The 26,491-nt window shown below is 68.0% G+C and carries 28 protein-coding genes; 6 read left to right on the forward strand and 22 right to left on the reverse strand.

Translation table 11 applies throughout. The annotated features are described in order from the left end of the window. Nucleotides 1-167: 167 nt before the first annotated feature. The 6 genes from QZ755_RS12390 to kduI are packed head-to-tail and all read right to left on the reverse strand — an operon-like array spanning nucleotide 168 to nucleotide 7,409. Nucleotides 168-926, reverse strand: coding sequence for a metallophosphoesterase (locus QZ755_RS12390; RefSeq protein ID WP_294323251.1), 759 nt, complete (start codon nucleotides 924-926; stop codon nucleotides 168-170). 48 nt (nucleotides 927-974) lie between these two features. Then, complete coding sequence (locus tag QZ755_RS12395; RefSeq protein ID WP_294323254.1) at nucleotides 975-2,153, reverse strand: MFS transporter; 1,179 nt, start codon at nucleotides 2,151-2,153, stop codon at nucleotides 975-977. Nucleotides 2,154-2,167: 14 nt separating this feature from the next. Beyond that, complete coding sequence (locus QZ755_RS12400) at nucleotides 2,168-4,756, reverse strand: PAS domain-containing protein (protein WP_294323256.1); 2,589 nt, start codon at nucleotides 4,754-4,756, stop codon at nucleotides 2,168-2,170. Between the two features lie 54 nt (nucleotides 4,757-4,810). After that, on the reverse strand, nucleotides 4,811-5,812 hold the full coding sequence (locus tag QZ755_RS12405) for a sugar kinase (protein ID WP_294323258.1): 1,002 nt from the start codon (nucleotides 5,810-5,812) through the stop codon (nucleotides 4,811-4,813). Further along, on the reverse strand, nucleotides 5,809-6,564 hold the full coding sequence (gene kduD / locus QZ755_RS12410) for a 2-dehydro-3-deoxy-D-gluconate 5-dehydrogenase KduD (RefSeq protein ID WP_294323345.1): 756 nt from the start codon (nucleotides 6,562-6,564) through the stop codon (nucleotides 5,809-5,811). The genes QZ755_RS12405 and kduD overlap by 4 nt, the downstream gene beginning before the upstream one ends. 5 nt (nucleotides 6,565-6,569) lie before the next feature. Further along, on the reverse strand, nucleotides 6,570-7,409 hold the full coding sequence (gene kduI, locus QZ755_RS12415) for a 5-dehydro-4-deoxy-D-glucuronate isomerase (protein WP_294323260.1): 840 nt from the start codon (nucleotides 7,407-7,409) through the stop codon (nucleotides 6,570-6,572). A 182-nt stretch (nucleotides 7,410-7,591) separates the two neighbouring features. Here kduI and hemF point away from each other — a divergent pair, with 182 nt between their 5' ends. Together hemF and QZ755_RS12425 are read left to right on the forward strand one after the other, a co-directional pair. Beyond that, complete coding sequence (gene hemF / locus QZ755_RS12420; RefSeq protein WP_294323262.1) at nucleotides 7,592-8,434, forward strand: oxygen-dependent coproporphyrinogen oxidase; 843 nt, start codon at nucleotides 7,592-7,594, stop codon at nucleotides 8,432-8,434. Between the two features lie 4 nt (nucleotides 8,435-8,438). Further along, on the forward strand, nucleotides 8,439-9,032 hold the full coding sequence (locus QZ755_RS12425) for a GNAT family N-acetyltransferase (RefSeq protein WP_294323264.1): 594 nt from the start codon (nucleotides 8,439-8,441) through the stop codon (nucleotides 9,030-9,032). Here QZ755_RS12425 and QZ755_RS12430 read toward each other — a convergent pair. Both QZ755_RS12430 and QZ755_RS12435 read right to left on the reverse strand, forming a co-directional pair. Next, on the reverse strand, nucleotides 9,005-9,739 hold the full coding sequence (locus QZ755_RS12430) for a hypothetical protein (RefSeq protein ID WP_294323266.1): 735 nt from the start codon (nucleotides 9,737-9,739) through the stop codon (nucleotides 9,005-9,007). The two genes, QZ755_RS12425 and QZ755_RS12430, sit on opposite strands and share 28 nt — an antisense overlap. Next, the gene (locus tag QZ755_RS12435; RefSeq protein ID WP_294323268.1) at nucleotides 9,736-10,572 is read right to left on the reverse strand and encodes a hypothetical protein; all 837 of its coding nucleotides are present in this window, start codon (nucleotides 10,570-10,572) and stop codon (nucleotides 9,736-9,738) included. The genes QZ755_RS12430 and QZ755_RS12435 overlap by 4 nt, the downstream gene beginning before the upstream one ends. A gap of 60 nt (nucleotides 10,573-10,632) precedes the next feature. Here QZ755_RS12435 and lipB point away from each other — a divergent pair, with 60 nt between their 5' ends. The 4 genes from lipB to QZ755_RS12455 all read left to right on the forward strand — a co-directional run bounded on the left by lipB (nucleotide 10,633) and on the right by QZ755_RS12455 (nucleotide 12,995). Beyond that, the gene (gene lipB, locus QZ755_RS12440; RefSeq protein WP_294323270.1) at nucleotides 10,633-11,319 is read left to right on the forward strand and encodes a lipoyl(octanoyl) transferase LipB; all 687 of its coding nucleotides are present in this window, start codon (nucleotides 10,633-10,635) and stop codon (nucleotides 11,317-11,319) included. Nucleotides 11,320-11,407: 88 nt separating this feature from the next. Next, nucleotides 11,408-11,677, forward strand: coding sequence for a hypothetical protein (locus tag QZ755_RS12445; RefSeq protein ID WP_055783835.1), 270 nt, complete (start codon nucleotides 11,408-11,410; stop codon nucleotides 11,675-11,677). A 204-nt stretch (nucleotides 11,678-11,881) separates the two neighbouring features. After that, the gene (locus QZ755_RS12450; protein WP_294323276.1) at nucleotides 11,882-12,553 is read left to right on the forward strand and encodes a hypothetical protein; all 672 of its coding nucleotides are present in this window, start codon (nucleotides 11,882-11,884) and stop codon (nucleotides 12,551-12,553) included. A 307-nt stretch (nucleotides 12,554-12,860) separates the two neighbouring features. After that, nucleotides 12,861-12,995 carry an entericidin A/B family lipoprotein gene (locus tag QZ755_RS12455; protein WP_242416301.1) on the forward strand — a complete coding sequence of 45 codons (135 nt, stop codon included), beginning with the start codon at nucleotides 12,861-12,863 and terminating at the stop codon, nucleotides 12,993-12,995. Between the two features lie 93 nt (nucleotides 12,996-13,088). Here QZ755_RS12455 and tatC read toward each other — a convergent pair whose 3' ends face one another. The 14 genes from tatC to QZ755_RS12525 all read right to left on the reverse strand — a co-directional run bounded on the left by tatC (nucleotide 13,089) and on the right by QZ755_RS12525 (nucleotide 26,470). Further along, nucleotides 13,089-13,862 (reverse strand): twin-arginine translocase subunit TatC, encoded by a 774-nt coding sequence (tatC, locus tag QZ755_RS12460; RefSeq protein ID WP_294323281.1) that lies wholly within the window; start codon nucleotides 13,860-13,862, stop codon nucleotides 13,089-13,091. Continuing rightward, nucleotides 13,859-14,272 (reverse strand): Sec-independent protein translocase protein TatB, encoded by a 414-nt coding sequence (gene tatB, locus QZ755_RS12465; RefSeq protein ID WP_294323283.1) that lies wholly within the window; start codon nucleotides 14,270-14,272, stop codon nucleotides 13,859-13,861. Before tatB ends, tatC begins: the two co-directional genes overlap by 4 nt. Nucleotides 14,273-14,319: 47 nt before the next feature. Continuing rightward, nucleotides 14,320-14,601, reverse strand: coding sequence for a twin-arginine translocase TatA/TatE family subunit (locus QZ755_RS12470; RefSeq protein ID WP_294323284.1), 282 nt, complete (start codon nucleotides 14,599-14,601; stop codon nucleotides 14,320-14,322). 38 nt (nucleotides 14,602-14,639) lie between these two features. Further along, a complete protein-coding gene (gene scpB / locus QZ755_RS12475) occupies nucleotides 14,640-15,206 on the reverse strand; it encodes an SMC-Scp complex subunit ScpB (RefSeq protein ID WP_294323285.1) in 567 nt (188 codons plus the stop codon). Then, complete coding sequence (locus QZ755_RS12480; protein WP_294323286.1) at nucleotides 15,203-15,958, reverse strand: ScpA family protein; 756 nt, start codon at nucleotides 15,956-15,958, stop codon at nucleotides 15,203-15,205. The genes scpB and QZ755_RS12480 overlap by 4 nt, the downstream gene beginning before the upstream one ends. A 9-nt stretch (nucleotides 15,959-15,967) precedes the next feature. Next, nucleotides 15,968-16,402 (reverse strand): hypothetical protein, encoded by a 435-nt coding sequence (locus QZ755_RS12485; RefSeq protein WP_294323288.1) that lies wholly within the window; start codon nucleotides 16,400-16,402, stop codon nucleotides 15,968-15,970. Between the two features lie 60 nt (nucleotides 16,403-16,462). Then, nucleotides 16,463-17,467 carry a beta-N-acetylhexosaminidase gene (gene nagZ / locus QZ755_RS12490; RefSeq protein ID WP_294323289.1) on the reverse strand — a complete coding sequence of 335 codons (1,005 nt, stop codon included), beginning with the start codon at nucleotides 17,465-17,467 and terminating at the stop codon, nucleotides 16,463-16,465. Nucleotides 17,468-17,524: 57 nt separating this feature from the next. After that, the gene (locus QZ755_RS12495; protein WP_294323290.1) at nucleotides 17,525-18,256 is read right to left on the reverse strand and encodes an SPOR domain-containing protein; all 732 of its coding nucleotides are present in this window, start codon (nucleotides 18,254-18,256) and stop codon (nucleotides 17,525-17,527) included. Further along, the gene (gene argS / locus QZ755_RS12500) at nucleotides 18,256-19,983 is read right to left on the reverse strand and encodes an arginine--tRNA ligase (protein WP_294323292.1); all 1,728 of its coding nucleotides are present in this window, start codon (nucleotides 19,981-19,983) and stop codon (nucleotides 18,256-18,258) included. The genes QZ755_RS12495 and argS overlap by 1 nt, the downstream gene beginning before the upstream one ends. A gap of 62 nt (nucleotides 19,984-20,045) precedes the next feature. Further along, nucleotides 20,046-21,191 carry a DUF1501 domain-containing protein gene (locus tag QZ755_RS12505; protein WP_294323294.1) on the reverse strand — a complete coding sequence of 382 codons (1,146 nt, stop codon included), beginning with the start codon at nucleotides 21,189-21,191 and terminating at the stop codon, nucleotides 20,046-20,048. Nucleotides 21,192-21,194: 3 nt separating this feature from the next. Next, a complete protein-coding gene (locus QZ755_RS12510) occupies nucleotides 21,195-22,634 on the reverse strand; it encodes a DUF1800 domain-containing protein (protein WP_366509176.1) in 1,440 nt (479 codons plus the stop codon). A gap of 57 nt (nucleotides 22,635-22,691) precedes the next feature. Continuing rightward, nucleotides 22,692-23,852, reverse strand: coding sequence for a deoxyguanosinetriphosphate triphosphohydrolase (locus QZ755_RS12515; RefSeq protein WP_294323295.1), 1,161 nt, complete (start codon nucleotides 23,850-23,852; stop codon nucleotides 22,692-22,694). Next, nucleotides 23,849-25,831 carry an SPOR domain-containing protein gene (locus tag QZ755_RS12520; protein ID WP_294323296.1) on the reverse strand — a complete coding sequence of 661 codons (1,983 nt, stop codon included), beginning with the start codon at nucleotides 25,829-25,831 and terminating at the stop codon, nucleotides 23,849-23,851. The genes QZ755_RS12515 and QZ755_RS12520 overlap by 4 nt, the downstream gene beginning before the upstream one ends. 276 nt (nucleotides 25,832-26,107) lie before the next feature. After that, nucleotides 26,108-26,470: a hypothetical protein gene (locus QZ755_RS12525; RefSeq protein ID WP_294323297.1), complete on the reverse strand. Its 363-nt coding sequence runs from the start codon at nucleotides 26,468-26,470 to the stop codon at nucleotides 26,108-26,110. Between the last annotated feature and the right edge of the window lie 21 nt (nucleotides 26,471-26,491).

Below are 26,491 nucleotides of genomic sequence, written 5' to 3' on the forward strand. Positions count from 1 at the left end.
GATGGGGGACATAGCGGTCGTCCAATGCGCTGAAGGTCGATCGGTCCCAGCACATAGCGCACCCCCGCGCAGGCCGGGGCCAGGGCGCTGATTGATGGGCCTTGCGTCAACATCCTGCATCTCCGCCTTCGCGGGGATGCAACATGGCTGAGGAAGCGCTCGCCGACCTATACCCCCACGGTCACGGGCGTATCCTCCGCCCCCATCTTTCGCGCGATCGTCTCGAACCGCTTTCCCTCGATCCGGATTTCGTTGAACGACGGTGGATCGTCGCGGGTGCGGGTCGACAGGGTGCCGGCACCGACCATGCGCAACTCCCCCCCAGAAGCCGCGTAGGGAATGTCGAAGGGGTCGTGGACATGGCCCGACAGCACCGCATGGGCGCCCGCCGCCACGACCGCATCCAGTGCCGCCGCGCCGCCACGTGTCTCTCCGCTCGACTTCGTACCGACATCGATCAGGGGGTGATGAGCGGCGATAAGGATCAGGTCGTCCTTCGGTACCCGTCGGATCAGGCGGAGCGTCCGCGCCAGAGCGCCATCGCTGACATACCCCTTCGACCAATCCCACCGGAACTGGAAGCGCGCCGTGGTCTTCAGCGGCACGATCGCGACGCCATCGATCTCCAACGGACGCTCGATCATCCGCTCCAGCCGCTTGTACCGGCGATAGGGACGTACGAACCGGGCGAAGAGATTGTAGAGCGGCAGGTCGTGGTTGCCGACCTCTACCGTCACCGGACGGCCGAGGCTCTCCAGCCATTCCGCCGCCGCCTCGAACTCGGCGGTGCGCGCGCGCATCGTCAGGTCGCCGGTCATGATGATCGCATCGGGCTGTTCCAGGCGAACCGCTTCGCCGAACCACGCGATCGCCGCCTTGTCCTCCGCGCCGAAATGAACGTCGCTGACATGGAACAGACGGATCATCAGGCACTCCCGGCGATGGACTTGACCCTCAGCAACGCACGAAGCCGGTCAGCGCTCCGAACGGATCGCCAGTGCCGTCCCACCGCCGATCGCCGCGACCAGCGCCAGCACGACGAATACCGCGCCCAGCCCCGCTCCCGCCGGTACCAGTGCGGCGAGCAGCGGCGGAACACAGGCCGGCAGCGTGTTGGTCAGGTTCAAGACTGCCAGGTCGCGCCCGCGCGTGGCAGGCGACGGCAGCATCTGCATCGCAAGCGCCGAATGCAGCGCCAGGAACACCGACAGGCCGGTCTGCGCAATGCCATAGCCGATGACCGCCCCGACAAAGGCCGGCGCCACCGCCATGCCGATCAGCCCGGCGATCACTAGCAATGTCGCGCCGCCCAGAAACGGCTTGCGCCCGCCCACGCCGTCCGACCAGCGGCCGGCAAGGATCGTGGCGACGACGACGACGCCGGTGACGATGGCCATCGCCTGGGCAACCGGGCCGGCGGCATCACCCGCCCCCCGCCAGCGATCGGCGAAATGGAAAAAGGCATAGGCGGTAAGCCCGTTGCCCGCGACCTGCATCGCCAGCCGCGCCACCCATGCCCGCACCAGATCGCCGCGCACGACGTCAGCCGGTACGGTCTCGATCGGCCGCGCATCGCCCCCGCCGCCCCGCTCGCGTGCGAACAGGAGAAATGGTCCGATCATCAATGCTGCGAGGACGACGTTTGCGGTAAAACGCAGTCCCTCGGTCGGGAACAGGGGCGCGGTGACGGCAGCGGCCGACATCATGCCGATCGGATGCGAAATGCCGAGCAGCCCGGACACCCGCCCCTTGGCCGCGTCGGGGACTTCATCGGCCATCACCGCCACCATCGGTGCGAACATCAGGTTCAGCGCGACCTGCCACAGCGCGATCGCGACCAGCAGCGACGTTCGGTCGCCGGCGCGGTGGATGGCGGCGAATGCCAGCGCCAGCAGGATCAGGCCGACCGCGATCGGCAGCCGCCGGCTGCGGCTGCGGCGCCAGTGCAGGTCGCTGAGCCAACCCGCGGCGATGTTCGCCGCGCTGGCGACGACCGCACCGCCCAGCACCGCCCATCCCAGCAACGCGACCCGGTTCGCCGGATCGATCGCTGCGACCTTTACCTGCAACAGGATCGACACGAACGGCATGAACGCGACGAACAGCCCGCAATAGGCCAGCGTGTAGAGCGGCACGAAACCGCGCGCGGGCACGGCCGGGTGCGGTATCAACGCCCCGCGACCCGGCGCAGCGCGACGACCAACTGGCCGATGGTATAGGGCTTGTTCAGCAACTCGAACCCCATGGTACCGTGGCGGACGATCACGTCGCTATAGCCGCTGGTCAGCAGCACCGGCAGGCCGGGATGGCGATCGCGGACCCGCGCGGCCAGTTCGACGCCATCGATCCCCGGCATCATCACGTCGGAAAAGACGATATCGAACCCGTCGGACTGCCCGGCCAGCAGCGCCAGCGCCGCCTGTCCATCGACGACATGCACCGGCACGAACCCCTGCGCCTCCAGCGCCTGCGTCGTGGTCGTGCCGACCGCGACGTTATCCTCCACCACCAGCACGCGCAGCCCGTCGCCCGCCAGCGGTTCCGGCACCTCGCGGACCGGCGCGGTGGCTGGGTCGGGACCCGTCACCTGCGGCAGGTACAGGGCGAATTCGGTATTGCCCGGCTCGCTGCGCGCGCGGACCTCCCCGCCCGATTGCTTCGCGAAGCCGAACACCTGGCTGAGACCGAGACCGGTACCCTTGCCCAGTTCCTTAGTCGTGAAGAACGGTTCGAAGATGCGGGTCAGCGTTTCGTCGTCGATGCCGCTGCCGGTGTCGGCCACGGTGATGACGACGAACCGGCCCGGCTGTGCGGCGGCACCGGGCGCGGCGGGGATGCCGTCGACGCGATCAACCGACAGGACCAGCCCCCCCTCCCCCTGCATCGCGTCGCGGGCATTGGCGGCGAAATTGACAATGGCCGTATCGAACTGGTTGGGATCGGCATCGACGAACACCGGCGCGTCGCAGCGACGGATGGTCACCGCGATCCGCGATCCGGCGAGCGTCCGCACGATGTCGCCCAGTGCCGCGACCGCTTCGTTTACGTCGAACACCTGCGGCTGCAACGCGGACCGACGGGCGAACGCCAGCAGCTGCCCGGTCAGTTTCGCGGCGCGATCGACCGTATCGCTGATCGCAGAGAGATACCGCTCGCGCCGTTCGTCGCTCAACGTCGGTTGGCGCAACAGGTCGACCGACGATCGGACGATGGTCAGCAGGTTGTTGAAATCATGCGCGACGCCGCCGGTCAGCTGGCCGATCGCCTCCATCTTCTGGCTCTGGCGCAACGCGTCCTGTGCGGTCACCAGCGCCTTCGTACGGTCGACGACCTGTTCCTCCAGCGATTCGGCCAGTGCCGCCAGTTCGCGCTCGGCCCGACGGCGTTCGGTCGCGGCGCGGGTCCGTTCGGCGACCTCGCGGACGAACGCGATCTCGTCGTCGCGCCACACCCTGGGTTCGCTGTGATTGGTGTAGATCAGCGCGACGACCCCGCCCAGTTCGGTCAGCGGCATGTTGATGAACGCGCGGGCGTTGATCGCCTCCAGTTGCTGCGCGGTGCCGGCGGTGCGCGGATCGGCACGCGCATCCTCGACGATCGCCGTCTCGCCGCGCTTCAGGTCGTCGATATAGCTGCCATAGTCGCGGAAGTTCAGCACGCCAGCGATGCTGGTCACCCCCGGCGCATTCCAGTCGCGTTCGATCGTGATGGTCTCCGCCGCGCGATCGACCACGCCGTACCCCACCCGGTCGACACCCAGCGCCTCACCGATGATCCGCGCCGCCGCGACCCCCATGTCGACCGGATCGTCGAGCAGGCGCAGCGCATCGTTCAGCTCGGCCATCGCCGCGCGCATCCGCTCCAGCCGCTTGTAGATCGTGACGTCGATCGACACGCCGGTCAGGCGGACGACATCGCCATCATTGTCCAGCGTCGGTTGCCCCCGGCTGGCGATCCAGCGGATGTCGCCGTCCGCCTGGCGAATGCGCACCTCGATCTCCAGCGGCGCGCCGGCGAAGCTGGCCTCGATCGCCGCCAGAACCGCCGGCCGATCGTCGGGATGCACGATGGCCGAGATTTCGGCGGTCGATGGCGGGTAATCGGCATCGAAGCCGAAATTCGTCCGGCAGATCGCCGACATGGTCAGCTGGCGCGTGGCACGGTCGAACGACCAGGTGCCGAACCGTCCCGCCTCCAGCGCGAACAGCATCTCGCGTTCGCGCTCTTCCTGTTCACGAAACCGGCCGGCCAGTTCGGCCAGCAGCGCGGCATTGCTGGATTCCAGCCCCTCCAGCCGCGCGCGTTCCAGCGTGACGTCGACCTGGCTCGCAAAGAAATAGACGAGCTTGCCATCGGCGTCATGCACCGGAGCCAGCAGCAGCCGGTTCCAGAACGACGTACCGTCGGCATGGTAGTTCAGGACATCGATTTCGATCGACTGCACCGCCGCCACGGCATCGCGGATCCGCGCAACCGCCGCCGGATCGGTATCCGGCCCTTGCAGGAACCGGCAATTGCGACCGATGATCGCATCGCGGCGATAGCCGGTCATCCGGCAAAAGGCATCGTTGGCGAACACCACCGGATTGTCGGGCAGGCGCGGATTGGTGATGAGCATCGGCATCCGCGTCGCGCGGACGGCGGCGACGAACGGATCGGTACCGCCATCCACGCCGGCGATCTCCAGCGCGATGCGGCGGTCGTCGCTGGCCGCCCGTCCGCTCGTTTCGCCGCCCTGTTCCACGTCGCCTCGCATCCATGACGGAACGTGGCGCCCCCGCGGCCGTTCCCCCGCCCCGCTATGCTAGGATCAGCGGCGAACGTCCAGCCCGCCGGACAGGAATGCGTCGATATCCGATTGACGAAACAGGCTGAAATCGCCGGGCAGCGAATGTTTGAGCGCTGCCACGGCCAGCCCCCATTGGGCCGCCGTCGCTTCGTCCCGGCCGGACATCAGCGCGTGCAGCACACCACTGGCAAAGGCATCGCCCCCGCCGATCCGGTCGACGATGCCGGCGATCGCCACTTCGTCGGTCTGCACCGACCCGGCCGGCGTATCGATCCGCGCCGACAGGCGGTGGCGATCGGCATCGTCGACGTGACGCGCGGTGGAGGCAATGTGCCGCAGGTTTGGAAAGGCCGCGAACGCCGCTTCGGCCGCCTCGCGCCGGCGATCTTCACCATCGCCCGAAAACTGTCGGCCCAGCAGCAGCGAGACGTCGCGGTGGTTGCCGAACAACAGGTCGGCCATCCCGACCAGCCGGGTCAGCACGGCGCGCGGGTCGCTGTCCCACGCTTCCCACAGGCGGGCACGGTAATTGCCGTCGAACGAGATGGTCAGCCCGCGCGCACGTGCAGCCTCGGCCGCGGCGATCGCCGCCTTGGCGGTTTCGTCACCCAAGGCAGGCGTGATGCCCGACAGGTGCAGCCGGGTGACGCCCGCCAGCAGCGCATCCCAGTCCCAGCTATCGGCCGGCGCGGTCGCAAAGCTCGACCCCGCACGGTCGTACACGATGTCGGACGCGCGCAATCCGGCACCGGGGCTGAGGAAGTACAGCCCCATCCGCCCGTCGCGCACCGCCACGCGCGAACAGTGGACGCCCTGCGCGCGGATCGCGGCGACCGCGCCGCGCCCCAGCGGATTGTCGGGCACCGCGCTGACCATCGCGCTGGTATGGCCGAGATTGGCGAGGCCCACGGCGACATTCGCCTCCGCCCCGCCGACATGGACGTCGAACCGCCCGGTCTGCATCAGCAGCTCGCGACCCGGCGCGGTCAGGCGCAGCAGCAATTCGCCGAAGCACAGGATCATCGCGCCAGCCACCCGCCATCGACGGCGAGGATATGCCCCTGCACATAGGCGGCGGCATCGGAGGCGAGGAAGACGGCCGCACCGCCCAGATCGGCGGCATCGCCCCAGCGCCCGGCCGGAATGCGATCGACGATCGCGCTGTTGCGCACCGGATCGGCCTGCAATGCGGCGGTATTGTTGGTGGCGATATAGCCGGGCGCAATCGCGTTGACCGTCACGCCGTGCCTTGCCCATTCGTTCGCCAGCAGCTTCGTCAGCCCGCCGATGCCCGATTTCGACGCGGTGTAGCTCGGCACGCGCACCCCGCCCTGAAAGGTCAGCATCGAGGCGATGTTAATGATCCGTCCCTTGCCGGTCGTGATCATGTGCCGCCCGGCGGCCTGCGAGAGGAAGAAGACCGATTTGAGGTTGGTGTCGACCACCGCGTCCCAGTCTTCCTCGGTAAAGTCCACCGCATCGGCGCGGCGGATGATCCCGGCATTGTTGACCAGAATGTCGAGACGACCAAGCTTGTCGAGCGTCTCCGCCACGACCCGCGCGACGGGTTCGATGGTCGACAGGTCGGCGGACACGATTTCCGCCCGGCGGCCCAGCGCCCGCACCTGCTGCGCGGTATTGGTGGCCGGGGTCCGCCCGATCAGCGCGACATCCGCCCCGGCTGTCGCCAGCGCGACCGCGATCGCCTGACCGATGCCGGTATTGGGCCCGGTGACGGCCGCGACCCGGCCCGACAGATCGAAGGGGTTCACCATCGCGTTCACGCCAGCTGACAGATGTCGAGGACCTGCATGTCGGTATAGTCCTGATTCTCGCCCGCCATCGCCCAGATAAAGGCATAGGCGCGGGTGCCCGATCCCATATGGACCGACCAGGGCGGCGAGATCACCGCTTCCTCATTGCCCATGACGATGTGGCGCATCGCCTCACCCTCACCCATGTAGTGAAATACCTTGTCGTTGTCGGTCGGCAGTTCGAAGTAGAAATAGATTTCGCTGCGGCGCTCATGGATGTGCGGCGGCATGGTGTTCCACACGCTGCCGGGCTTCAGCACGGTCAGGCCCATGACCAGCTGCGCCGAATCGCACACGCCGGGAATGACCAGCTGATAGATCGTCCGCTCGTTCGATTCCTCCAGACTGCCACGCTCCAGCGCATTGGCGTCGGCAATGCCGAGCTTGCGGGTCTGAAAGCCCTTATGCGCCGGGCAGGACGCGATGTAGAAGCGCGCACCCGTACCGCCGAACACCACGTCGCTGGCGCCCATCGTGACGTATACGCAGTCCTTGTTACCGAGGGTGAACACTTCGCCATCGACGGTCACGGTGCCGTCGACCCCGCCCACGTTGACCACCGCCATCTCGCGCCGCTCGAGGAAGGGATGTCCTTCCGCCGACTTCGGCTCGGTCTGCGCAGGGAGCTTCACCGGGGCATCGCCCACCGCCACGCCGCCGATCACGAACCGGTCGGCATGGGTGTAGTTCAACACGCATTCGCCCTCGCGGAACAGCCCGTCGATCAGGTACCGATCGCGCAACTCCTCGTTCGACACGCATTCCATCATGTCCGGGTGCGTGGCATAATAGGTCCGTTCGAACATCGTTCTCTCCTGATGGTAACCGGTATCAGCGATATTGGGGCGCCGTACCGATGACTTCCGTCTTGCTGCCCTCTTGGTAAAGCGCTCGACTAGCGCAGTCGAGCCTGTTTTTGACACCGGTTTCTACCGTTGATGACGGTGAGGCTTTGCGGGGGTGCGTAATCCGGCCTAAGTCGCGTTTTATGCAACCGCTCGACCATCAGCAACAATCCGCCCGCACCTGGTTCGAATCGCTGCGCGACCGCATCTGTGCCGCGTTCGAGGCGATTGAGCGCGAGGCCGGATCGGACGCCGCCTTTGCCTATACCCCGTGGGACCGGACCGATCCGTCGGGCGCGCCCGGCGGCGGCGGGGTGCGCGGGGTGATGAAGGGGCGCGTGTTCGAAAAGGTCGGCGTCAACGTCTCTACGGTCGGCGGCACCTTCGAGGGCGAGTTCGCCAAGTCGATCCACGGTGCGGCCGAGGACCCGCGCTTTTTTGCGACGGGCATCAGCCTGGTCGCGCACATGGCCAATCCGCATGTGCCGGCAGTACATATGAATACCCGCTTCCTCGTGACGACGAAGCGCTGGTTCGGCGGCGGCGCCGACCTCAATCCGCCCATCCCCTATGCGCAGGATACCGCCGACTTCCACGATGCGATGCGCGCGGCGTGCGACGCACATGACCCGGCGCATTATCCGAAGTTCAAACAATGGGCCGATGATTATTTTTACATCCCGCACCGCGGCGTGCATCGCGGCGTCGGCGGCATCTTCTACGACCATCTCGGCACCGACTGGGACGTCGACTTCACCTTTACCCGCGCTGTCGGTGAAGCGTTCCTGTCGATCTATCCGCAGCTGGTGCGCCGGCGCATGGACATGCCGTTCGACGATGCCGATCGCGCGCGACAGCTGGAATGGCGCGGGCGCTATGCCGAATTCAACCTCGTCTATGATCGTGGCACGCTGTTCGGCCTGAAGACCGGCGGCAATATCGATGCGATCCTGATGAGCCTGCCGCCGCTCGCGACGTGGAGCTGACGCCATGGGGCTGATCCCGGTCAAGCCGGGCGAGGTCGCGACGATCGTCACCTCGCTGGAGATGCTGGAGCGGCCGCGTCCTGCGCCGCTACCCGCCTCGCCGCTCCGACTGGTGCGGTGGGAGCGGCCGGGGATTGAGCGTTATCGTGCGCTGTTCCGGCGCGTCGGCGGTCCGTGGCTGTGGTTCTCGCGCCTGGTCATGGACGACGATCGGCTGGCAGCGATCCTCCACGCCGAAGGCGTCCGCGTGTGGGCGGTGGTAGATCGGGCGGGAATCGAGGTCGGGATGCTCGAACTCGATTTCCGTGCAAGCGGCGAATGCGAGCTGTCCTATGTCGGACTGATCCCCGAACTCGCCGGCAAGGGCCATGGTCGCTGGCTGATGGCGCACGCCTTGTCGATGGCATGGGCAAAGGATGTACGGCGGGTGTGGGTGCATACCTGCACGCTCGACCACCCCGGCGCGCTGGGCTTCTATCGCCGGTCGGGCTTCGTGCCGTACCAGCGAACGATCGAAACCTTTGCCGATCCGCGCGTCGCCGGGGTCCTGCCCGACGACTGCGCACCGCATTATCCGTTGCTGGCAAGCCGGCGATAGATCGTCGCGCGGACCAGCGTATAGGCGATGGTGGTTGCCATCGATACCGCGGCGGTGGAAACCGCCAGCATCCCCATCGTGACGGGATTGCCGCCCCCCGACGACGCTACGCCGGCCAGGCCCTGCAACAGCCTCTGGACAAAATAGGCGCCGACGAAAATCAGCGCCTGCAGCGACAGGAGCTGGATCACCCGTCCCTGCGTCAGGTCCAGCGCCCGGCCCACCGCATCGCCGAAGCGTCGCTCCGGCTCGCCGAGCAGGACCGGCAGCACCAGCGCGGCGCGACCGATGACGTACAGGCCCGGCACGAGGAACAGCAACATGCCACCGGCGATCGCGATATTCAGCAGCACCGTCGCGGCGAGCAGCACCGGCAGCCGTCGCGCGACGATCCGCAGCGCTTCACCCACCGTCGGGCGGGCCGGGTCGAGCAGCAGCGCCAGCAGCACCGCGACCCCGACCAGTTCCGCGATCATCTGGAACCCCAGCAGCGGGGCGTTATCGACCAGATAGGACTGCATCGTCGCCAGCAGCGCCTGATCGTCCTGCGCGCCCGCACGGGCTGCGACGCTGTCCATACGCATGAACAGCGCCAGCGCCAGATTGGGCAGGAAGAAGAAAACACCTGCGACCGCGGCGATCACGTCGCGTTCGCGCTTCCACAGTTCCAGTGCTTCTTGGCAGGCGGCAGCGACGTTCAGCCTCATGCGAAGACGGCCGCGTCATCCTGCCGGCCGACGATATCGCGGTACAGCTTGCCGACGAAAGCGCTCTGGTACAGCGCCAGCGCCGCGCTGACCGCCGCGACGGCGATCGACGTGGCAATGATGGTCGGCGACAGGGCGCCGCTGCTGCTGGTCAACAGGCCGACGATGCCACCGACCACGAACTGCGCCGCCGATACCGCGACCCCGGCGACGATGGCGTAGAGGATCAGCACGCCGATCAGCTTCCACGTCATGCCGCGCGTCAGGTCGAACGCCCGTCGGATCGCGCCGACGCCGCGGCGCTCCAGTGCGACGACCGCGTTGATCGGCAGCAGCCGCGCTGACACCCACAGCACAACCAGCGCCAGCGCGAGGAAATACAGCAGCGCCATGCCCAGCCGGGCGATCTCCGCCGGCTGCGGCGGAACACCGTTCATGACCGAGGTAAAGTCGAACCCGCTGGCCACCGCCAGCACGACGCCCGGTATCGCCAGAACGGCGAGGATCGCCATCAGGACGATACTGACGCCGATCATCGGCAGGAACCGGCGCTTTGCCAGCGACAGCGCGACGCGGTGCTGTTCCTGCCCATCCGGCTGTGCGGCAAAGGCGATCAGGTAGAGCGCACCCCAGAGCGAGATCAGCGCGGCCACAACCGACACCAGCCCCAGCGCCGCCGCCGTGCCTCCGGTCGCTTCGGTGCGAAGGCCGTTCATGCTGCCGCTGATCGCCGGCACCGCGAACTGCGTCGCCAGCAGCACCGGCATCGCCTGTCCACCATGGTCGCGGACGAAATCCACTGCCCGGTCCCAGACCGTCCCGATCTTTGCCATCGTTGCACTTGCTCCCCTTTTATCCGATGGACGCTGTACCCATCCTGATCCTGAATGAAAATGGCTCCTGATCCCCTCGCCCCCTCCATCGCGACCGCCCAGCAGATCGAATGGCGCACCGAAAGCGGACAGATCGACTATCCGACGGCACTGGCGACGATGGAGGCGCGCGCGACCGCCATCGCCGATGGCCGCGCGGGCGAGATGATCTGGCTGTTGGAGCACCCGCCGCTCTACACGGCAGGAACCAGTGCTGACCCGGCCGAGCTGCTCGACCCGCGCTTTCCGGTCCATGCCGCCGGACGTGGCGGGCGCTATACCTATCATGGTCCCGGACAGCGGATCGGCTATCTGATGCTCGACCTGACCCGGCGGGGACGCGACGTCCGCCGGTTCGTCCACGCGGTCGAAGCGTGGGTCATCGGTGCGCTCGGTACCTTCGACATCCATGCCTATGCCGTGCCCGATCGGATCGGCATCTGGACGGCCGATTGCGGCAGCGAGGCGAAGATCGGCGCGATCGGTGTCCGGGTACGGCGCTGGGCGACGTTGCACGGATTTTCGGTCAATCTGGCCCCAGATTTGTCACATTTCGGGGGCATCGTGCCATGTGGGATCGCCGAATTTCCGGTGACCAGCGCCGCGGCGCTGGGGAAAACCATCGATCCCGCGATGTTCGATGCAGCGCTCGCCGCCGGTTTGCCGGCCTTTCTGGACGGGCTGTACCCCCCTGCGAAAGAGGCTTGAGGGCAGGCATCCCTTCGACTAATGTCCAGCGCGGATTGGGTATTAACGGCAAAGAAACGCCGCCTATCCATAGCTTAGGGAGCTTACCATGCGTGCATTCTCGAAGATCCTGACCGGTTCGATCATCGCCGGCGCGGCGCTGGCGCTGTCGGCTTGCGGTGGCAAGACCGAAACCACTGCCGACAACGCGACCATCACCGACCTGAACTCGACCGACATGATGGACGGCACGATGTCGGACAACATGACCGCCGTCGACGGCGCCATGGGCAACGACACCATGATGATGTCGAACGACAGCATGATGTCGAACGACACGATGATGTCGAACGAAGCCGGCATGACCAACGCCATGTAATCAGCCGTCTTCGGCTATTCTGGCGAAGGGCCGTCCGGGCAGCCGGGCGGCCCTTTTCGTTACGGCCCGCTGCCCGTGCGAATTGTTACGCCCCCATGCGGCGAAACGTGGACGACGGATGCAAGTTGGGGCTTGGGTCCCCGTCAAAAACGCCTTAACCATCGCTGCCTGCCCAGGCGCCCTGTCGCGCCGTGAAAGGAAGAGATGAGCGTAGTGCGTACCCTGGTCCTGGCCGCTGCCGCCGCCCTGACCGTCGCGGCATCCCCCGCGTCGGCCCAATTTTTCTTCAAGCCCTATGACATGGATGGCCCTCGCGTCACGGGTGAGGAACCCGGCATCACGTCGCAAGCGCTTCCGGGTGCGACCCCGGCGGAACTGCGCGCCGCCGTGCTGTGGAACCTGCGCTCGGCACTCAACGTCGCCGCGCTGCAGTGCCAGTTCGAACCGACCATGCTGACGCTCAGCAACTACAACGCCCTGCTGTTCAACCATGCCGATGAGTTGAAGGCCAGCTATGCCGCGCTCGACAAATATTTCGACCGGACTACGGGTTCGCTGAAGGCCGGCCAGACCGCGCTCGACCAGTTCGGCACGCGCGTCTATTCCGGCTTTTCGACCGTATCGGCGCAGCTCGGCTTCTGCCAGGCGGCGAACGAGATCGGGCAGGAGGCGCTGTTCGTGCCGCGCGGCTATCTGGGCGAATTTGCCGAATTGCGGATGCGCAAGCTGCGCAACTCACTGGTGGCATATGGCGAGCAGCAGTTCACCCGGCAGATTCCGTATATGCGCCCTATCCGGTTGTATCAGTTCGAAAACCCGAAATGCTGGCGCAAGGGCGTGTGGCAGACCAAGCGCTGCGGTGCATTTCCGAGCTGATCGTTTTTTCCAAGAAAAATGCGAGGAACGCCGGGAACCAAGGATAGCGATTGCCGTTATCACCCTCGGATAGCGATCTTTTGCCCCCCCGCTCTCGCTATCCGCTAAAAGGACCCGGTAGGCGTAGACCCTCCCCCCCCGGTAGCGCCACCGGGTCCATATACTGGTTTCACCTAAGCGACCCGTCAGCCGAACGCTGGCGGGTCGCTTTTTTGGTGGGCTATTCGTTGTGGTGCTGGAACGAATGGCATCTTCGGACATTCCCCTTCCCGAAGCGGGCGAGTCCCGCATCATGTCGGAGAAGAACATGCGTAAGATCCTGAGCCTCGCCGTCGTCGCCGGTGCCCTTGCCATCAGCGCCTGCAACACCGTCGAAGGTGTCGGCAAGGACGTGTCGTCGGCGGGCAGCGCAGTTGCCGGCGCGGCGCGCGACACCAAGTAAGCAGCGGACTACGGTTCACAACAAAAAGGGCGGCCTGGATCATCCGGACCGCCCTTTTTCTGTTGGAGGCCTGCCACCTTCGCGACGGTGCGGTCAGGCCGCTTCCTCCTCCGCTGCCTCCGGGTCGCGCTTGGCGCGGCGCTTCTCGGTAAACCAGATGGCGACCAGCGCCAGTTCGTAAAGCAGGATCAGCGGCACGGCGAGCAGGAACTGCGACCCGATATCAGGCGGCGTCGCCACCGCCGCAATCGCAAAGGCGCCGACGATCGCATAGCGCCGCGCGCCGACCAGCTGCTTTCGCGTGACGATGCCTGCCAGTTCCAGCAGCATCAGCAGCACCGGCAACAGGAAGGCCAGCCCGAACGCGAACAGGAACTGCATCACGAACGACAGATAGGCCTCGACCGACGGCAGCGCCTCCTGCTGTACCCCGCCCAGATTGCCCTGGTAGCCGAGCAGGAAATGCAGCGCGACCGGGATGGTGACGTAATAGGCCAACGCCGCACCGGCGATGAACAGCACCGGCGTTGCCAGCAGGAACGGGAACAGCGCTCGCTTTTCGTTGCGGTACAGCCCCGGTGCGACGAACTGCCACAACTGGTTGGCGATCACCGGAAAGGACAGCATCATCGCCGCGAAGAACGCGACCTTGATCTGAACGAAGAACGCTTCGAATATCTGGGTGAAGATCAGCTTCGTCTGTCCCGCGGCCAGCAATGGCTTGACCAGGAAGGTCAGGATCTGGTGCGAGAAATAGAAGCAAACCCCGAAGCAGACGGCTACCGCCAGCACGGAGTAGAGCAGGCGGCGGCGCAGTTCGATCAGGTGATCGAGCAGCGGAGCCTGGCTGTCGTCGATATCGTTCATGACGGGGCCTTGCCATCGGCGGCGGGCGGCTGATCGCCGGGTGCCTCACGCAGTTCCGGACGCTCGACCATCACCGGCGCAGGCGTATCGTCGTGCGGGGCGGGCACCGGCGGGTCCTGCACCGGCGGCGGCGGCGATGGCGCATCGACCGGATGCACCGCCGGAGAAGCTTCCGTTGGATGCTCGCGCATGATCCGCGCGTTCTCCTCGGCCCATTTCTTTTCCATTTCCGCCAGTTCGGCTTCACGCACCATCGTGTCGAAGCCGGAGCGGAACTGACGGGCCACGCCGCGCGCCTTGCCGACCCACAGGCCGACGATGCGCATGGCTTTGGGCAAATCCTTGGGACCGATGACGACCAGCGCGACCAGCGCGACGACCATCAATTCGGTGGGAGCGATATCGAACATCGGCGCTCGGAGTCAGGCGGGCATGACGCCCGCCGGGAATGAAAAGATCAGCGGTCGCCGTGCGGGCGGTCGTCGCGAACGGGATCGCGATGCACCGGATCGCGCGGCGGCAGATCATGGTCATAGGCGCTGTCGAGCGGACGCTGTTCCAGTCGTTCGCGCGGACGGGCCGGCGGCGGGGGAACCTCGTCATCCTCCGCCATGCCCTTCTTGAAGCTCTTCAGCCCCTTGGCCACGTCGCCCATCATGTCGGAAAAACGACCCTTGCCGAACAACAGCAAGATGGCGACGCCGACGATAAGCCAGTGCCAAATGCTAAGACCACCCATCGTCCACACTCCAAGCGAAACATATCGTTGCCGATCACTTAGTCGCTATCGCCGCCGCTTTCCAGCACGCTTGCAAAGGCATCGTCGATTGGTTCGAGCAGCCCTGCCGCACGCAAATCATCGATTCCGGGCAGATCGCGGCGGGTGTTGAGGCCGAAATGGTCCAGAAACGCCTGTGTCGTTGCGTACTGCAGCGGACGCCCCGGCACCTCGCGCCGTCCCGCCGGGCGGACCCATCCCGCCGCGAGCAGAACGTCGATCGTGCCCTTGGATATCTGCACCCCCCGGATCGATTCGATGTCCGCACGGGTCGCCGGCTCGTGATAGGCGATGATCGCCAGCGTCTCGATCGCGGCGCGCGACAGGCGGCGTGATTCGTCGCGGTCGCGGCGCAGGAAATGGGCGAGGTCGGGCGCAGTTTCGAAATGCCAATGCTCGCCCCGCCGGACGAGACCGAAGCCGCGCCCTTCATGGTCTGCCTCGATCGTCGCCAGCGCGGCGCGCACGTCGCCGTCGCCGACATAGGCGGCAATCATCGCGGCGGTCATCGGCGTCTCGCTGGCGAACAGCACCGCTTCGACCGCGCGGACGAACGGGTCGGTCACGCGATCCGCCGCACATCGATCGGCCCGAACGGCGCGTCCTGCCGGATCGCCACCCGCCCCTGTCGCGCGAGTTCGAGCGTCGCGAGAAAGGTCGAGGCGAGCGCGGAGCGGCGGTAGCGTTCGTCGTCCTGCTCCGGCAGGAACGCCGCGATCGATGTCCAGTCGATCCGCGTACCGAGCATCGCCTGCACGCGTTCGATCGCAACCTCCAGTGTCATCACCGGGCGCGTTGCGACGACATGCAGCACCGGCCGCGTGCGGGCGCTGATCCGGCCATACGCCTCGATCAGGTCGTACAGGCCCGCATCCCATCGCGCCTTGCGCACGACATTAAGCCCCTCCGGATCACCCCGCAGGAATACGTCGCGACCGATCCGGTCGCGCGCCATCAACCGCGCCCCGGCCTCGCGCATCGCATCGAGCCGTTCGAGCCGGAGTTGCAGGCGCAGCGCCAGTTCCTCCGGGTCGGGGTCCATTTCCGGTTCGCGGGGCAGTAACAGCGCCGATTTGAGATAGGCGAGCCAAGCCGCCATGACGAGCCAGTCGGCCGCCAGTTCGAGCCGCGGCGCACTCGCCCGGTCGATCCAGCGCAGATACTGCTCGACCAGCGCCAGGATCGAGATGCGGCGCAGATCGACCTTCTGCGTACGGGCCAGCGCCAGCAGCAGGTCGAGCGGCCCTTCCCACCCGTTCAGTTCGATCGTCAATACGGGCGCATCGGCATCCATGGCGGCGACCCTACCGGGCGGCATGGCGATCCGTCACCGATATTCGTGCGTCACATCCTGATGCACCCCGCGCAGCCGCACCGCGCGGCCGCGCTCGACCTCCGGCACGGCGACGATCCGGATCCAGCGCAGCGGCTGGCCGGGGGCGTCGACCTCGGTATCGATCGTGAAGCCGCGCCGATGGCGGATGGCATGGGCACGCAACCGCTCCAGCGCCGAGCGCGAATCGGGGCGGTACATCGGCAGGACGACGTCGCGTACCGGGGTGCTGCCGGTCGGCAGTCCGAATAGCGCGAACGTCGAATCGGACCATGCCAGCGTGTTCGCGGCCAGGTCGCAGCAGAATGGCCCGTCATCCAGCAGGCCAGGATGATAACCGACATCCAGAACGCCGTGCGACAGCCGGACGCCGCGTTCGACGATCGGCCAGCTATGATGCAGTTGCAGCGGCTCCGTGGGCAGCATCATCCGGTCCTTGGATAGGCCACCGACAGATAGTCCCGGCGCGTTAAGGATCGATTACTTCGCTCAGGCGAGCGCCAGCAACCGGTCGCGCGTCGCGATAAGATCGGCCAGCGGCACCGGGTCGACCGTCCCTACCCCCGCCATCGCCCGGTCGAGCCGGGCGCGCGACAGCGGGGAAATCTGCTCCAGACGATCCGCGATCGTCGTCATCTCGTCCAGCCGCGCCCAGCAGTCCAGCACCACGTCACAGCCCGCCGCGATCGCCGCCGCCGCCTTGTCCGCCGGGGCGCCACTCAACGCCTTCATATCGATATCGTCCGTCATCAACAGCCCGTCGAAGCCGATCCGGCCGCGGATCACATCGCGGATGACGGTCGGCGACAGCGTGGCCGGGCGCTCCGCATCCCACGCCTCGAACACGACATGCGCGGTCATCGCCATCGGCGCGGAGGCCAGCGTCGCGAACGGCGCCACATCCTGCTCCAGCGCAGCCGCGGGGGCCGATACGCGCGGCAGTTCAAGGTGGCTGTCGACCGTCGCCCGGCCATGGCCTGGCATATGCTTGACGATGCCGACCACGCCGGCCGCCGCCAGTCCCTCCAGCGTCGCGCGGCCGAGGGCGGCGACCTGCATCGGGTCCGCGCCGAAGCTGCGGTCGCCGATCGCGCCGGTCATGTCGGGCTGCGCCACATCCAGCAGCGGCGTCGCATCGACGTTTACCCCGACCTCCGCCAGCATCACGCCCAGCGCCTGCCCGTTGGCCTTGGCAGCGGCGATGGCGGAGGACGGCGCGCGGTCGTACAGCGCGGCGAAGGCAGAAGGCGCGGGGAAAGCGGGCCAGACCGGCGGTTTCATCCGCGCGACGCGCCCGCCCTCCTGATCGATCAGGATCGGCAGGTCGCCCCGGCCCGACAGGTCGCGCAAGCTGTCGGTCAGCGCGCGCATCTGATCGCGATCGACGCAGTTGCGCCCCATCAGGATATAGCCGAGCGGATCGGCGGCGCGGAACAGGGCGATTTCCTGCGCGGTCAGGGTCGGGCCGGACAGGCCGAAGATCACGGGCTTCATGGGGCGAGAGCTACCCCAGCAGCGGGCGGGCGACAACCGTCGCCCCGCCCGTGCGGATCATCGTGCGACGAAGCAATTCTCACCGGCGAGCTTCAGCTTGCCGCACAGGTCCGATGCCTGGTTCGCGCTGCCCGCATTCACCCGCAGGCGATAGACGGTCTTGCCCTTCACTTCCGCCGCCTGCACCGATTTGCCGAGCGGCGCGAGATACGCGAAGCGGCGCGACAGCTGGTTCCACGCCGTGTTCGCCACGCCCTCGCTGGGGAAGGAGCCGAGCTGCACCACCGAACCGCCCGCGCCCGCCGCGGTTTCGACCGGCGCGGCCGCGGCCGGGGCGCGGGCCTCCAGCTTGGCGGTGGTGGTCGGCACGGCCGTCGCGACCCGTCCGGTGCCGCTGCTGGTCGGGCCGGCAGTCGGCGCGGCGGCACGGCTCTGGATCGGCGCTTCGGGAACGGCGTTCAGGTTGACCGAAGCATTGCCGCCGGTCGCCCCTTCGCTCGTCGCGATCGCGGTGTCGCTGTCGCCGGTGACGCGCATCCCGTCCGCTTCTTGCGGGCGGGTCTTGTACGGACCCTCCGGCGCGGCGATCAGGTCGCCCGTTCCGCTGGCGGTCGGCGCGCCGCGCTGGCGCAGCAGGGCGAAGGCGATCGTGGCGACCATCAGCAGCCCGATCAGCACGATCAGCACCGTGCGCCAGACCGGACGCGCGGGTTCCGGCTCCGGCTCTGCGCTTTCCAGCCAGGGCAGGCGTTCGTGGTCGGGATCGCCGGCTGCGATCATGTCCGCCATTACTTCATCTCCTCGACCGCCTCGACGCCCATGATCGCCAGGCCGTTGCGGATAATCTGCCCGATCGCGCGGGCGAGGAAAAGCCGTGCCTGCGTCAGCCGGGCGTCATCGACCTGAAGGTACCGGCGGGACGGATCGTCGTTGCCGAGGTTCCACGCCGCATGGAACTCCGCCGCCAAGTCATAGAGATAGAAGGCGATCCGGTGCGGTTCGCGCGCCGCCGCCGCGCTTTCGACGACGCGCGGGAACTGCGCCGCACGCTTGACCAGCGCCAGCTCGACCGTATCGAGACGGGACAGGTCTGCATTTGCATCCTCGGCAATCCCCGCCTCCGCCGCGCGGCGGACCAGCGAATGGACGCGGGCATGGGCGTATTGCACGTAGAACACCGGGTTGTCCTTCGACGCCTCGACCACCTTGGCAAAGTCGAAGTCCATCTGCGCATCGGCCTTGCGCGTCAGCATGGTGAAGCGGACGACGTCCTTGCCGACTTCGTTGACGACATCGGCCAGCGTCACGAAATTGCCGGCGCGCTTCGACATCTTGACCGGTTCGCCACCGCGCAGCAGGCGCACCATCTGCACCAGCTTCACGTCGAAGCGGGTCCGCCCTTCCGTCAGCGCCTGTACCGCCGCGACGATCCGCTTGACGGTACCGGCATGGTCAGCGCCCCAGATGTCGATCAGCTGGTCGGCCCCTTGCGCCTTCTGGAAATGATAGGCGAGATCGGCGCCGAAGTAAGTCCAGCTGCCGTCCGACTTCCGAATCGGGCGATCCTGATCGTCGCCGAACTTCGTCGAGCGGAACAGCGGCAGTTCGACCGGTTCCCAATCGTCGGGCAATTCGCCCTTCGGTGCTTCGAGCACGCCGTCATAGATCAGGTCGCGGGCGCGCAGCCAGGCTTCGGCCGCTTCGGGCTTGCCTGCCGCCTGCAGTTCGGCTTCGGACGAGAAGACGTCGTGATGGATACCGAGCAGTTTTAGGTCGGCGCGGATCATCTCCAGCATCGCCGCGACCGTCTTGGTCCGGAATAGCGTCAGCCATTCCTCCTCGGGCGCATTCACATAGCGATCGCCATATTCGGCAGCCAGCGCCTGCCCGACGGGGGCCAGATAGTCGCCGGGATACAGGCCTTCCGGAATCGTGATCGTCTCGCCCAGCGCCTCGCGGTAGCGCAGATGCGCCGAGCGAGCGAGGACCGCGACCTGTCCGCCGGCATCGTTGACATAATATTCGCGGATGACGCGCGCGCCGTTCCACTCCAGCAGGCTGGCCAGCGCATCGCCGACCACCGCGCCGCGGCAATGGCCCATATGCATCGGCCCGGTCGGGTTGGCGGAGACATATTCAATGTTCACCACCTGCCCCGCGCCGGCTTCCGATCGGCCATAGGCGTCGGCCGCCTCGGCGATCGCGGTCAGCTCCCCGCGCCACGTATCGTCAGTCAGCGTCAGGTTGATGAACCCAGGGCCGGCAACCGATGCGCTCGCCACCTCGGGCAGGCCGGCCAGTTCGGCGACCAGCAGTTCAGCGAGCGCGCGCGGGTTGGTCTTGGCCGGCTTGGCCAGCACCATCGCGGCATTGGTCGACAGGTCGCCATGCGTCGTGTCGCGCGGCGGTTCGACCGTGATCGCGCGTCGCTCCAGCCCCGCCGGCAGGTCGCCACGGGCGACGAGCGTGTCGAGCGCGCGGTCGAGATGGGCGAAGAAACGGGGGTACAGCGTCATGGCGGTTCCGGTCGATTGATCCAAACCGGCCGCTTAGCCGATACCGCCGCCCCTGCAAAGGATCACGCCCGGATCAGTCCCGCAACCGGACGCCGGCCCACACTGCCGGGGAACAAGGTCGCCATGGTCCGCGCCGGATCGATCCCGAAATGCCCGGCGACCGCGCCGGCGATCAGCGCGTCGAGATCGGTCGTTGGGGTCAGGTCGCGGTCCTCATAGAGCTTCGTCAGCCCCGGCCAGTCGGCGACGACCCGTTTGCCCAGCACCGTGCCGCCCAGCAGCATCGTCGCGGTGGCGGTGCCGTGGTCGGTGCCGCCGGTGCCATTGATCCGCGCCGTGCGGCCGAATTCGGTCGCGACCAGCACCAAAGTCTGATCCCATGCCGGGCCGAGGCCGGTCTTCAGCGCAGCGACCATCGCGTCGAGCGCCTTCAGCTGCGTATTCAGCCGCCCGCGCTGGCCGGCATGGGTGTCCCAGCCGCCGGTTTCGATCATCGCGATCCGCGCGCCGTCGGCCGGCGCCAGTAGCCGCGCCGCCAAGGCACCGGTCGCGGCTGCATCGCGCCCGGCATCGCTGCCCGCCTCCTGCGCCAGTTGCCTCGTCTGCATCGCCTGCGCCCAGAGCGCATGGAGCTGCGGGTCGTCGGCATAGAGCTGCGTCACCCGGCCCATCAGGTCGCCCGAGGCATCCGGCAGCGCCGAGGGGGCGTAGGATGCGACCTCCCGCGTGCCGCGAAGCGCCAGCGGAACCGTCGCGGCAACGGCGATGGCGCGGGCCTCCTCGCGGGGGAGCAGGGTCAACAGGCGGTTGAGCCAGCCGTCGCGCACGGCGTAGGCCGCCGCGCCGCCGGTTTCGAGGACATTCTGCCCATCGAAATGCGACCGGTCGCGATAGGGCGAGGCGACGGCGTGGGCGAATAGCGCCTGGCCCGAATCATACAGCCCCGCCATGCCGCCGAGCGCGGGATGCAGCGCAAACATCGCATCGAGCTTGCGCGCCGCTGCCGCATCCTCCGCCCATGCCCCGCGCAAGGCGGCTAAGCCCGGATCGCCGGTCGGCATCAGCATGGCGAGACCGTCCGCCGCGCCGCGCTGAATGATGAACACGAAGCGCCGGTCGGTCGCGGCACGGGCATAGGCGAGGCGCGGGGCGAAGGCGGCGGACAACACCGCCGCCCCGCCGATCAGGAAATTCCGCCGGTCGGTCATGGCTTATCTCCGCAGAAACTGGGGCGCGACGAACAGCAGCGCGAGGCCCTGCGCCGGGCTTTCGGCGCGGGCGATGGCGGTCGCGGTGGTGGGAGCAAGGCTGTCGGGAAACAGCCGCGCCGCCAGCGCACGCGGATCGGGCGGCTCGCGCAATCGCCCGGCAAGCCGCTCGGCAGCCTCGATCCGCCGCATCAGCGCATCGGGCCCGGCCCAGCTGGCGGCAATGTCGTCGAAGCCGATCGGCTGGCCCGGCCGCCAGATCGGCTGCCCCAGCTGTCCGAACAGGTTGACCAGCCCCCGCCCCTCCGCCGGAGGGGCATCGATCGCGCGCAGGGCAGCAACGGTCCAGTCCCATGGCGTACGGAACTTGATCGTGCCGGGTGCCCAGGCCTCCGGCGCGGCGACCAGCGCGCGGTACACGGTCGGCAGGTCACCGCGCGACGACAGGAACGCCCGCTCCACGCGCGCCACGGCGGCGGGGGGCGAATCGTCGGCAACGAAGTGGCGGACCAGTTTGGTCGCAACATGCTTCGCGGTAGCGGGGTGGATGGCCAGATCGGCCAGTACTGCCGCCGATTGCCCCGCCCCGCCCTCCGCATAGTCCTTGCCGAGGATGCGGCGACCGCCTGGCTGGTGCAGTGCGGGGGCGAACACCGCCTCGCCCGGCTGGCCCGGCACGACGCGCGCCCCGCCCCTGCCGAGTCCGGCCACCGTCCAGCCGGTCAGCGCACGGGCCAGTTCGGTAACGTCGCCCTGCGCATAGCCGGTGCGGACGCCCAGCGTGTGCAGCTCCAGTATCTCGCGGGCGAGATTTTCGTTCAGTCCGGCGCGTGCTGCCATCCGCCGCTGGCCGAACGGGCTGTCGGGGCCGACCGACTGCGCCTGATCGAGGTAGAGCAGCATCGCCGGATGATGTTCGACCGCGACCAGCAGGTCGTGGAACCGCCCCAGCACATGTGGACGGATCGCATCGAATTCGAACGCAGCGGCGAGGCCCGTCACCTCCAGCTTGTCCGCAGACACCGCGAAATGGTTCGACCAGAAATGGGTGAGGCGTTCGACGAACGGCGTGTCGCTGGCCACCGCCGCGGCGGTGCGGGCCGCGACGCCGTCGAGGTAGAATTGCCGGACGCCGCGCCGGATCTGCGCCGCGCGGTTGTCGGGCGGGTCCGCTGCCATCGGCATCGCATCGGGCTTGGCCGTTGCCTGGGTCGCGCGGCGTTCCTGGCGGACCATGCGCAGCTCGGCCTGCGCCTGCGCCACCGCCTGTCCCGCGACGGCGGTGGTCGCGACGCCAGCCAGTGCAGGCGGGCGCGGGGTCCAGCGATCGAACTGATCGATCAGCCAGCGCTTCGGGTCCGCCGGCGGCCGCGCGTCACCCCGCGCGCCCAGCCCGAACCGGTTCCATGCAATCTCCGCCAGCGCCATCGCCCACGACTCCACTGCTGCTCGTCGCAGGCGAATAGACGCCCCGATTGTCGCAGGAGTTTGCCAGCGGCGTCAGAATCCGTCAGGCAGGTCGATTGGGCCGACGACTTGTCCGTAGCAGCGGACCGCGAACCGGTCGGTCATGCCGGCGATATAGTCGGCGATGTGGCGGCTGCGATCCGGCTCCGCCTCGGGCAGCGTCTCGCGCCAGCCGTCGTGCATCGCGGCCGGATCGGCATGATAGGCCGCGAACAGGCCGGCGACGACCGTTTCCGCCATCGCCGCCGCCGCCAGCTGGCGTGGGTGGTGGTAGAGATTGGCGTACATGAAGCGCTTCAGCGTCCGCTCCGCCTCCGCCATTTCGGCCGAGAAATGGGCGAGGCACTGGCCGGCTGCGCGCACGTCGGCGACGGTTTCAACCCCGGCCGCCGCCACGCGCCGGCGGGTTTCGGCGATCAGGTCGTTGACCATCGATCCGATCTGCGACCGGGTAAGCTCGCCGACCAGCCGGTCGGCCGAAACGTCGGGGAAACGCGCGCGCACCGCGTCCCATCCGGCGGCAACGAACGGCACTTCGAGCAACTGGTCGAGCGTCAGCAACCCGGCGCGCAAGCCATCGTCGATGTCGTGATTGTCATAGGCGATGTCGTCGGCGATCGCCGCGATCTGCGCCTCCAGCGACGGCCATTCGTTCAGCCGCAGGCCGTGCGCGGCGTCCGCCTCCGCCAGCGCCCAGCCGGGCGTCGGGATCGGGCCGTTATGCTTGGCCAGCCCCTCCAGCGTGTCCCAGGTCAGGTTCAACCCGCGCCAGCGCGGATAGGGGCTGTCGAGCCAGGTCAGCGTGCGCAGCGTCTGACCATTATGATCGAATCCGCCCTGCCCCGCCATCGCCACCTCCAGCGCGTCCTCGCCGGCATGGCCGAACGGTGGATGGCCGATGTCGTGGGCAAGGCACAGCGCCTCGGTCAGGTCTTCGTTCAGGCCGAGCGTGCGCGCGACGGCGCGCCCGATCTGCGCGACCTCCAGGCTGTGAGTGAGCCGGACGCGAAAATGGTCACCATCGGGCGCCATGAATACCTGCGTCTTGTGCCGCAGGCGTCGGAAGCTGATCGAATGGATGATCCGGTCGCGGTCGCGCTGGAACGCGTCGCGCGGGCCGCGCGTCGCGTCGCCCGGTTCGGCGTGGAGCCGGCCGCCATGTGCCTGCGGGTCGGCGGCATAGGATGCCCTCACTTGACCGGAACCCGCGCGACCTTTTGTCCCGCCTCGCTGGTGAAGGCGAAGGCCTGCACCCCGGACTTGCGCAGCGTGTTCACAAAGTCCTGCGCCTCGGCATCGCTCTTGAACGGGCCGGTCAGCAGGCGGTTGGTCGCGCGCAGCGGCGTGGTCCATGCCTGCTTACCCTTCAGCGCCGGCGCCTTGCCCGCCATGATGGCCCACGCGGCGGGCAGGCCAGCGACATTTGCCCCGCCCGCGACCTGGACCCAATGGCGTTCGGGATCGGCGCGCCTGGCCTGCGCCTCGCGCGCGGCTTCGGCAGCTTCGGCCTTCTTCTCGTCGGCGATGCGCTTCGCGTCGGCCGCCTTCTTCGCGGTGGCGGCACGCGTTGCGGCAAGCTTCTTTGCCTCGGCGGCTTCGGCGGCGCGGGCAGCGGCAAGCTTCTTCGCCTCCGCAGCGCGCTCAGTCGCTTCGCGCGTTTCGGCGGCGCGGCGGGCCGCTTCGGCTTCGGCGGCGAACGTCGCGGTACTGGTAGCGGCGGCGACGGGTGCCGGTGGCGGGCCGACGCCCAGTTCCGATGCCGGGATGTCGAGGTTGCGGATGATGCGGGCCAGCACGTCGTCGTTGGACGGGGTGCGGGCGGCGACGGTCGCGGCAGCGCTGGAGGCGGCGGGCGTGACCGGTGGCGAGCTGGCCGGCGCGGCACTGGCGATCTGCACCGGCGCAGCGGGTTGCGGGGTCGGCGCGGGCGCCGGCTCTGCCGGGCGATCGACGATCGTCACCGGCACGGGGGCGGCGGCCACCTGCACCGGTGCGCGCGCGGCCTGTTCGGCACGGTCGCGGGCAGCGAGCGCTTCGGCGGCGACGCGGCGTTCCTCGGCCTGCCGCGCGGCGACCCGCTGGGCCTCGACCCGCGTCGCCTCGGCGATGCGCGCCTGTTCGGCCTGTTGCGCGGCGAGCTGTCGCTGGGCCAGCGCGGCGCGCCGGGCGGCTTCGTCGGCGCGCGCCTGCGCCAGTTGCTGCGCCTGCGCGTCCGCCACGCGACGCGCGGCTTCGGCCTGGGCGAGCTGCGCGGCCTGCGCCTGACGCTGGCGTTCGGCCCGGCGCTCGGCATAGGTCGGCGCGCGCGTGACCGTGCGCGCCGTGGCGGCGGGCGCGACCGGCGCGGCGGAGGCCAGCGCGACCGGCGGCGCGGTGCGCACCGGCGCAGGCAGCGGCGGGGCGAGGCGCGCGTCGGCCAGCCGTTCGGGGCTGGGCGCGAGGCGGCCGTAATGCACGGCAAAGGCGCGGTCGGCCCCAGCCAGTTGCGGCAGGCGGCGGAAGAAGGGCGAGAGGCTGGCCGAGAAGCCGGGCAACATGCTGGCGGTGATCTTGTCCGCACCCGCCGCGTCGCCCGACATGGCGAGGACGAAGGCACGCACCCGCCACGCCGCGCGGTCGCCCTTTTGCAGCAACGGGTTCAGCACCGTCGTCGATTCGGCCACATTGCCGTCGATCCCGAGCGACAGGGCGAGGCGGCGGGTCACCTCGTCATCCTCGCCCATGCGCAGTGCCTGCCGATAGTCCGCCTGGGCCAGCGACCCGCGGCCGAGGAGGTCGTAGGCGAGGCCACGTTCGGGCAGATACGGCGTCATCGCCACCCCGGCACGTTCGGCCGAGGCGAACAGCGCCAGCGCCTCGCCCGGCCGTTCCATCGCGACCAGCGCGACACCGCGCGCGGCCCGGATGCGCGGGTCGCTCGGCGATGCCTTTTCGGCGCGGGCAAGGAACTGCATCGCGGCATCGGTATCGCCGAGCTTGCCCGACAGCCGCCCGGCCTCCACCAGCGCCGACACGTCGTTCGGGCTGCGGCCGAGGATGCGCATCTGTTCCGACAGGCGATCAGCATTGGGGGTCAGCGGCTGCACGATCGCGCCGGGCTGGGCCAGCGCGGGCAAGGGCGAGGCGGTGGCGAGCAGCAGGGCGATGGCGCGGAGCGTTGGGAGCTGGGTCATGAGCCTGCCCGCTTAACCATGGGACGGCTGAACGGGGAATGTTCGGGCAAGCGATCCGGCGGTGAAGCGAGCGGTGGTGACGATGAAGCGAGCGCCGGGACGCCAAAGTTCACAAAGTTCACACTCGTGCGCGTTTTGCGCATCGTCGACTTCGCCGCAATCGGGAGCGCCATGTTTTCGAGGCGAGAGTTTCACGAGCAGCGGGGTCAAAGAGCGCCGACCGACAGTATGGCAGGGCCTGACGCTGTAGGAAATGGCTGGACCGAGGCTGTTCCTTCAATCCGTAACGGCACTCGGCGCTTTCGCAGGCCATAGAAACCCGACCGCCCCGAGGACAAATCCGAGGAACGCTACCTGCCAGAGCAACGCCGCCGCGAAGTCGTCGGAACCGGCCAGGCGCGTGGCGGTGATGTTGATGGCCACATCGCTGACCATGATCGCAACGGCGAGCAGCAAGCCTAAGCGTATGTGTCCGACAATCAGCAAGCCGACAACGGCCAGATCGAGGAACAGCAACGCCGACCAGTAAAGCTCGAACACCGGCAGGGGTGCCCAACGATAGGGGTGCCAGCCACGGGTCCAGAAATCGCGAGCATGATTGAACGCGCCCGCTGAAAAACCGACGATCAGAACGGCCATCGCGCGACGTGCCGCCCCGTA

The sequence above is a fragment of the uncultured Sphingomonas sp. genome, assembly GCF_913776855.1.
In the GTDB taxonomy this organism is placed as follows: domain Bacteria; phylum Pseudomonadota; class Alphaproteobacteria; order Sphingomonadales; family Sphingomonadaceae; genus Sphingomonas.